Here is a 7,056-nt window from a genome sequence, read left to right as displayed (position 1 = left end):
TGCCAATGGCATTGCCCGGTAGCTACGTTCGGAATCGATAACCGCTGAAAGCATCTAAGCGGGAAGCGAGCCTCGAGATGAGTTCTCACTTGGACTTAGAGTCCACTAAAGGGCCGTTGAAGACTACAACGTTGATAGGCGAGATGTGGAAGTGGTGTGAGCCATTGAGCTAACTCGTACTAATTACCCGTGAGGCTTAACCATACAACGCCAAAGTGGTTTTGTTTGTTAGAAGTTAAGAACTAAAGTAGACGAAAGAATTTAATACGCTTTTCCAGATTTTAAGTAAGGTGACACCCTCTGCAGTAGTGCGGAAATCGATTCACCTTGCGCAAATGAAATGCTCGCAAACAACGCGATGTCATTAACCATTTGCACGAAAGAATTTGCTTGGTAACCATAGCGTTTTGGAACCACCTGACCCCATGCCGAACTCAGTAGTGAAACGAAATAGCGCCGATGATAGTGTGGGGTTTCCCATGTGAAAGTAGGACATTGCCAAGCTCCTAATTTATTTTAATAAAAATAAAAACAAAATAGAAAAGATTTTCCTGGTGAAAATAGCGTTTTGGAACCACCTGACTCCATGCCGAACTCAGTAGTGAAACGAAACAGCGCCGATGATAGTGTGGGGTTTCCCATGTGAAAGTAGGACATCGCCAGGGCCTTATAAGAGAAAGCCCGATTCGAAAGAGTCGGGCTTTTTTGCGTTTGGAGTAATTTAAAGAAACTGCAGACAGAATGGCGTTGTCTATTCGTCCATGAAGCTGGTATCTAGCAGTCTTTGGACACACTTCCCTGTGGAGGGCTCCCGGCTCGGCGTCCATGCCTCGCGTTCATTGCGCTGCGAAGCGGTGCTTCGGTCGCAATTCACCCATGTGAAAGTAGGACATCGCCAGGGCCTTATTACTAACCCGTTGCAGTAATGCAGCGGGTTTTTTGCTATGTGTGACTTAAAAAGCTGTCGATGAAGCTGTAGACAGAATAGCATCGCCTATTCATCCATGAAGGTGGATTGGATGCTGGAATAGGTCTGCGTTCTCTAAAAAGGCTTATTTCACCTTGCGCAAAGGCCGAGCTAAAGCTCGACTTTGCACGACAAAAGCCCGGTGCAAAAGAGTCGGGCTTTTTTGCGTTTTCACCAATTTGCTCCTTCAAATTGAACAGGTATTATACCATTATTGAATAATTAACTGGTCAGATTTATCCAGTCCCTAAAGCACAATGATTTCACCCTGTCAGCACATGAGATAAACGCATTCCATGCTTCGCTTACCTGATCCAGAATGTCATTGTAGTTTGCAAAGTTTCTGTTTGATAACTTATGTTGTCTGAGCCAACTCCACACTTGTTCTATGGGGTTTAACTCTGGGGAATAAGGTGGCAGCCTAATGAACACTACATTCTCCAGGCCTTTTACCAAACCATCTTTGAAGTGCCAGGCTGCGCGATCCATGACGACCACAGCCATTCTTCCTGGTTGAGTCCTTTGTGATATTTGCTCCAGGTGAGAATACATGACTTCTTTATTCACTAAAGGTGAGATAAGTGCTTCTGTTTCGCCAGTCGTTGGACACACAGCACCAAATAGATAGGCATATTCGAATTGTTGCTGCTTTACAACTCTTGGGCGTGGGCCTTTTTCAGCCCAAACTTTTGTTGTTGAAGTTTGCTGACCAAATCGTGCTTCATCCTGAAACCACACATCAATGCGTTCAGGAAGCAGGTGTCTCGGGGTGTGAAGGATCGTTTCCAGCTCGAAGTTCTTTAAAAGCTTCTTGGTGAGCCTGGTTTCCTTTTGGGTGGATTGACCGACTGCTGATCCATGAGAAGTTTTGCCTTTTCAACAATCTGTGATCGGCTGATAACTCGTACTCAATGTGAAAAGACTCAGATATATACTGCTGAATATCTTCTAGTGTTAGCCGACCACCTTCCATGCGGTTTATAGAGTCGGGTACATATGCTTTAAGCTGCTTCAGTTGTGCATCATCCAGTTTGCAAGGGCGGCCCGAGCGAGGTAGCTCCTCCAAGCCTTCTAATCCATAGTCAAGATAGTCTTTCACCCATTTGTTTACGCTCGTACGACTGACCTTTAAGTATTCAGCAATCTGATAGCGAGGTTTACCTTCAAAGAAATGAGCCAACGCGAGCATGCGTACTTTCTTTCTGGGATCTTTAGTCTGTTTGGAGAGCTTAATAAATTCAGAGGGCTGCAAAATCACTATCGCATCGATGGATGGATATTAGATTTTGACGTTAGATCATAAATTTAATCAATTTGATATTAGGTGATCTCAGCAGTGAATAGCTTAGCTTTTCGACGCCGAATCTTCCTTTACCTGATTGTAGCCTTGTCGGCAATGCGGCAATTTTCCGCCACCATAATATTGGCCTCATTCTTGCTTTTATCTCACTAAGTCAAATTTTTGGAGTCGGGTTATGGCAATTAGTTTTGATAAAGCATTGGGGGTTCATCCCCACACTATGCTGATCCGGTCTCAGCGTGCTGAAATTTTGGCTAGCAATATAGCCAATGCAGATACTCCTGGATACAAAGCTAAGGATATCGACTTTGGTCAGGCTTTTAAAGCGGCAAAATCGGCACAGCTAAGCGGCAATAAGATGGTGAGAACCAATGATAAACACCTTAGTGGTGGGACTCAATTAAATAATGGTATTGAACAATATCGTACGCCAAATCAAGCGGATACTGGTGATGGTAACTCTGTTGATATACAAGTGGAACGAAACTTGTATGTACAAAATGCATTAGAGTACCAAGCTAGTTTGAATTTTTTATCTGGTAAATTTAAAGGGCTGAAGAAAGCCCTTAGTGGTCAAGGTGGGTAATCATGAGTTTATATAATGTTTTTGATATAGCGGGCTCAGGCATGAGCGCTCAGAATGTCCGTCTGAATACGACCGCCAGTAATATTTCCAATGCAAACAGCGTTAGCTCAAGTCAGGATCAGGTTTACCGAGCCAGACACCCAGTGTTTGCTGCTGAATTGAACAAGGCAGCAGCTGCTCATCCTAACACGATGGGATCATCCGTGGGGGTGAAAGTACTGGGGATTGTTGAAAGTGACAAACCACTTCAGGTTGAGTACAACCCAAATCATCCGAGTGCTGACAAAGACGGGTACATCTATAAACCGAATGTGAATGTGGTTGAAGAGATGACAAATATGATCTCTGCATCGCGTTCGTACCAAACGAATGTTCAGGTAGCGGATGCCGCTAAGCAAATGCTTAGCAAAACCTTGCAACTTGGTCAGCGCTAAGTGGGAGTATAGCCAATGAGTAACGACGTCAATTCAGCAACCTCGACCTATGTCGATTCATTGCGTTGGCCAGATAGACAGGTGCCGACAGAAAAGAATGATGAGTTGAAGCAAGAGGATTTCTTTGCGTTATTGACTCAGCAATTGTCCTATCAGGATCCGAGCAAGCCTGCGGACAATGATCAGATGATTGCGCAGATGACGAACTTCACAATGGCCGAGGGAATATCGGATCTGAATTCAAAGTTCGAATCATTGGCTGATTCTATGACTTCTAATTCTGCCTTGCAGGCGTCTACCTTGATCGGTAAAAAGGCGTTGCTAGAGTCGGACACGATTGAGCATGGCCCAGACATGCAAGCACGTGGATCAATCATTGTGACGGAGCCAGTGGAAAAACTGACGGTAAGTATCCTCAATGATAAAAACGAGCTTGTCAGAACCATTGATATGAAAGATCAGCAACCCGGCGCGGTGCGATTTGAATGGGATGGCAAAAATAAAGAGGGCGAGATGCTTCCGCCTGGTGATTACACAATCAAGGCTGAAGGCTCAGTAAATGGCAAGTTTACAGCCTTACCTACGGCGACTTTCAGAAATATAGAGAGCGTCAACGTCAATGGTGCTAGCGGCATCGTTATTAATACTAAAGCAGGTGCCGTGCGACTGACTGACGTCGCAGAATTGGCCTAATTAAAAAGATTTAACCTTAATCGCAAGAGGTGAGAGTATGAGTTTCAATATTGCATTAACAGGTTTAGCTGCGGCTCAGAAAGATCTGGATACGACAGCTAACAACATTGCCAACGTAAATACGACAGGCTTTAAGGAATCACGTGCTGAGTTCGCATCCGTCTATGCATCTTCGGTATTCAGCGCTGGTAAAACAAAAAATGGTGATGGTGTGCAAACCACTATGGTTGCACAGCAGTTCCACCAGGGGTCTCTGAACTTTACTCAGAACTCGCTGGATCTGGCGATTACGGGTGAGGGCTACTTCGCAATGAGTGAAGAGTTGGGTTCTCAAGACTTTACTTATAGCCGTGCAGGTGCATTTAAGCTCAATAAAGATAATTTTATTGTTGATGCTCAGGGCAACTTCCTGCAAGGTTTCCCTGTTGACCCAAGCACAGGTGACACGACATCGGTCAGCTTGAGTACATCTGCTGCATTACAGATCCCAGATGCATCGGGTTCTCCTCGTGCAACAACAAACGTTTACACCTCATTTAATCTGGATTCAAGAGTGACATCGCCTACATTGGCGTTTGATCCAACAGTAAGTGCTTCATACAACAGCTCAACGTCTACAACGATTTATGACAGCTTAGGTGAGCCGCATACACTCCAGATGTACTTTGTTAAAGAAGATCCAGCGACAAACCCAAACCAGTGGCAGGTTTATGCAACACTGGGTGGGCAGTTAGTCGGCCCTGCGGGTGACGGCAGTGTAGCTGGTCCAATTACCGAGTTTGAGTTTGATTCTAATGGTAACCCTGCCTCAACCGGTGATCCAGGTGTACCAGTCTCTGGACCAACTTTTGACCCGTTCAATATCCCGGCGGGTGCAGGCGCGGGGTTGTCAACATTATTGACCAATGGTGCAACCTTCCCGAGCAATATCCAGATGAACTGGCGTGACGAGGCAAATACTAAGCCACCGACACAGTTTGCGAGCCGTTTTGAAGTAAAAGCACTCGAACAGGATGGTGCGACAACGGGTCGACTTGCAGGTATTGATATTGGCTCTGATGGTAAAATTGTCGCTTCTTACAGTAATGGTGACTCTACCTATCTGGGCCAGGTTGCGATGGTTCGCTTCTCAAACTCGCAAGGCTTACAGCAAGTAGGCAACACAGGGTGGAAAAAGAGTTTAACATCAGGTGAGCCTATTGCAGGTGAGCCAGGGTCAGGTACGCTGGGAACCATCAACTCCTCAGCACTCGAGCAGTCGAATGTTAACCTGACTAACGAATTGGTTGACCTGATCAGTGCACAGCGAAATTTCCAGGCAAACTCCCGGGCACTGGAAGTGAACTCAACACTTCAGCAGAACATTCTGCAGATCCGATAATCACCTTCATCACCTCTCAAGGCCGCTCAATGCGGCCTTTTCATTTTCTTGACGATCATGTTGGCATTTATATTGCTTTAATCAGTATAGATTGAACAATTTTAGGTCGTTCCCATGGATAAAATGCTGTATGTCGCCATGTCTGGTGCCAAACAAAACCTGGTTGGTGTCGGGCTGAAAGCGAACAACCTGGCCAACGCCAATACCACCGGATTTAAGGCAGACTTTGCACAGGCCCGCTCTATGCAGGCTTTTGGTGAAGGGCTTCCTACCCGCGTGTTTGCTATGCAGGAGCGTCCGGGGACTATGATGACGGGCGGGGCTATCACTGAAACGGGGCGTGATCTTGATATCGCGGTTGATGAAAAGTCCTGGATCAGTGTGGTGGATGCTGCAGGTGAAGAAGCTTATACCAAAGTTGGCACGCTGAATATCACCTCTGATGGTGCATTGGTCACCAGCCATGGTCGTCAAATTATTGGCGAAGGTGGTCCCATCATTTTACCTTTACCGGTAGAAAAGGTGGTGTTCAGTGACGATGGTTCCATTCAGGTCAGGCCCCAGGGAGCGCCGGCCAACTTTTTGGAAGTGGTCGACCGGTTAAAGATTATCAGCGCAGACAATAGCAAACTTGAAAAAGGCAATGACGGTTTGTTCAGACCAAAAGAAGAGCTACTGGAAGATGGGGTGTGTGGATTTTGTGAAATATCCCCTACCGCCAAGGTTATGAGTGGCTATCTGGAAATGTCTAATGTAAACCCAGTTCACGAGATGGTGGATATGGTAAACCTTCAGCGCCAGTTTGAAATGCAGATGAAACTGATGAAAACAGCTGAAGAAATTGATGAGCGACACACTTCGCTCCTGCGTATCGTTTAAGAGAGTGAGGTAAAGATTATGAACCCAGCATTATGGATCAGTAAAACCGGCTTAGATGCCCAGCAGACTGATATATCAGTTATTTCAAATAACCTGGCGAATGCTAGCACGGTTGGCTACAAAAAGAGCCGCGCGATATTTGAAGACTTACTCTATCAGAATATTAACCAACCTGGTGGGCGCTCCTCTCAGGATACTGAACTGCCATCAGGTTTGATGCTAGGTGCCGGTGCAAAGGTGGTTGCCAACCAGAAGAACTTTTCGCAAGGCAATATGCTGAGCACAGAGAACTCACTGGACTGGATGGTTCAGGGACCAGGATTCTTTGAAATTCAGATGCCAGACGGCACAATCGCATACACGCGTAATGGCCAGTTCACCACCGATGAAGAAGGTCGTATCGTGACCTCTGGTGCAGGTTTCCCGCTACAGCCGGAAATGAATGTGCCGGATAATGCCAATTCCATCACCATCTCTCAGGATGGGGAAGTGTCTGTCAGTATTCAGGGGGAAGCGGCTAATACAGTTATTGGCCAGCTAGTGATTAGCGACTTCATCAATCCGTCTGGCCTTGAGCCGATTGGCCAAAACCTTTACACCGAAACGGCGGTTAGTGGTGCGCCGGTACAAGGCAACCCAGGCGTTGAAGGTCTTGGCTCAATTGTGCAGGGGGCACTGGAAACATCTAACGTTAACGTAACTGAAGAACTGGTCAATCTGATAGAAACACAGCGAGTTTACGAAATGAACTCTAAAGTGATCAAGTCGGTCGATGAGATGCTTAGTTACATTAATCAACAGCTTTAATTGATTGGG

7 protein-coding genes and 3 rRNA genes are annotated in these 7,056 nt (G+C 46.0%); 9 read left to right on the top strand and 1 reads right to left on the bottom strand.

Annotated elements, in window-relative coordinates:
* The 3 genes from ACXAH1_RS06875 to rrf (ACXAH1_RS06865) all read left to right on the top strand — a co-directional run.
* A 23S ribosomal RNA gene (locus tag ACXAH1_RS06875) occupies positions 1–204 on the top strand; the annotation flags it as partial.
* 185 nt (positions 205–389) lie between these two features.
* Positions 390–504, top strand: a 5S ribosomal RNA gene (gene rrf / locus ACXAH1_RS06870).
* A 46-nt stretch (positions 505–550) separates the two neighbouring features.
* Positions 551–665: ribosomal RNA gene (rrf, locus tag ACXAH1_RS06865) — 5S ribosomal RNA — on the top strand.
* 524 nt (positions 666–1,189) lie between these two features.
* On the opposite strand, the gene ACXAH1_RS06860 is transcribed toward rrf (ACXAH1_RS06865), so the two are convergent.
* Positions 1,190–2,219, bottom strand: a protein-coding gene (locus ACXAH1_RS06860; protein ID WP_475195132.1) for an IS630 family transposase whose coding sequence is annotated in 2 segments (ribosomal slippage) — positions 1,190–1,769 and positions 1,768–2,219 — 1,032 coding nt in all. Because the reading frame shifts where the segments join, the coding sequence is not laid out codon by codon here.
* 223 nt (positions 2,220–2,442) lie between these two features.
* Between ACXAH1_RS06860 and flgB the strand changes: the two genes are divergently transcribed.
* From flgB to flgG, 6 genes are all read left to right on the top strand, one after another.
* Positions 2,443–2,853: a flagellar basal body rod protein FlgB gene (flgB, locus tag ACXAH1_RS06855; protein WP_253049061.1), complete on the top strand. Its 411-nt coding sequence runs from the start codon at positions 2,443–2,445 to the stop codon at positions 2,851–2,853.
* 2 nt (positions 2,854–2,855) lie between these two features.
* A complete protein-coding gene (flgC, locus tag ACXAH1_RS06850) occupies positions 2,856–3,287 on the top strand; it encodes a flagellar basal body rod protein FlgC (protein WP_253049058.1) in 432 nt (143 codons plus the stop codon).
* 15 nt (positions 3,288–3,302) lie between these two features.
* Entirely contained in the window at positions 3,303–3,980 is a 678-nt protein-coding gene (locus ACXAH1_RS06845; RefSeq protein ID WP_253049055.1) for a flagellar hook assembly protein FlgD, read from the top strand.
* A gap of 37 nt (positions 3,981–4,017) precedes the next feature.
* Positions 4,018–5,361: a flagellar hook protein FlgE gene (gene flgE, locus ACXAH1_RS06840; protein ID WP_054015566.1), complete on the top strand. Its 1,344-nt coding sequence runs from the start codon at positions 4,018–4,020 to the stop codon at positions 5,359–5,361.
* A 114-nt stretch (positions 5,362–5,475) separates the two neighbouring features.
* Positions 5,476–6,240, top strand: coding sequence for a flagellar basal body rod protein FlgF (locus ACXAH1_RS06835; protein ID WP_054015567.1), 765 nt, complete (start codon positions 5,476–5,478; stop codon positions 6,238–6,240).
* An 18-nt stretch (positions 6,241–6,258) separates the two neighbouring features.
* A complete protein-coding gene (gene flgG / locus ACXAH1_RS06830; protein WP_138546203.1) occupies positions 6,259–7,047 on the top strand; it encodes a flagellar basal-body rod protein FlgG in 789 nt (262 codons plus the stop codon).
* Positions 7,048–7,056 lie beyond the last annotated feature (9 nt).

It is taken from the genome of Pseudoalteromonas sp. AWH4_217, assembly GCF_056161105.1.
This window is presented reverse-complemented; position numbering and strand designations above follow the sequence as displayed.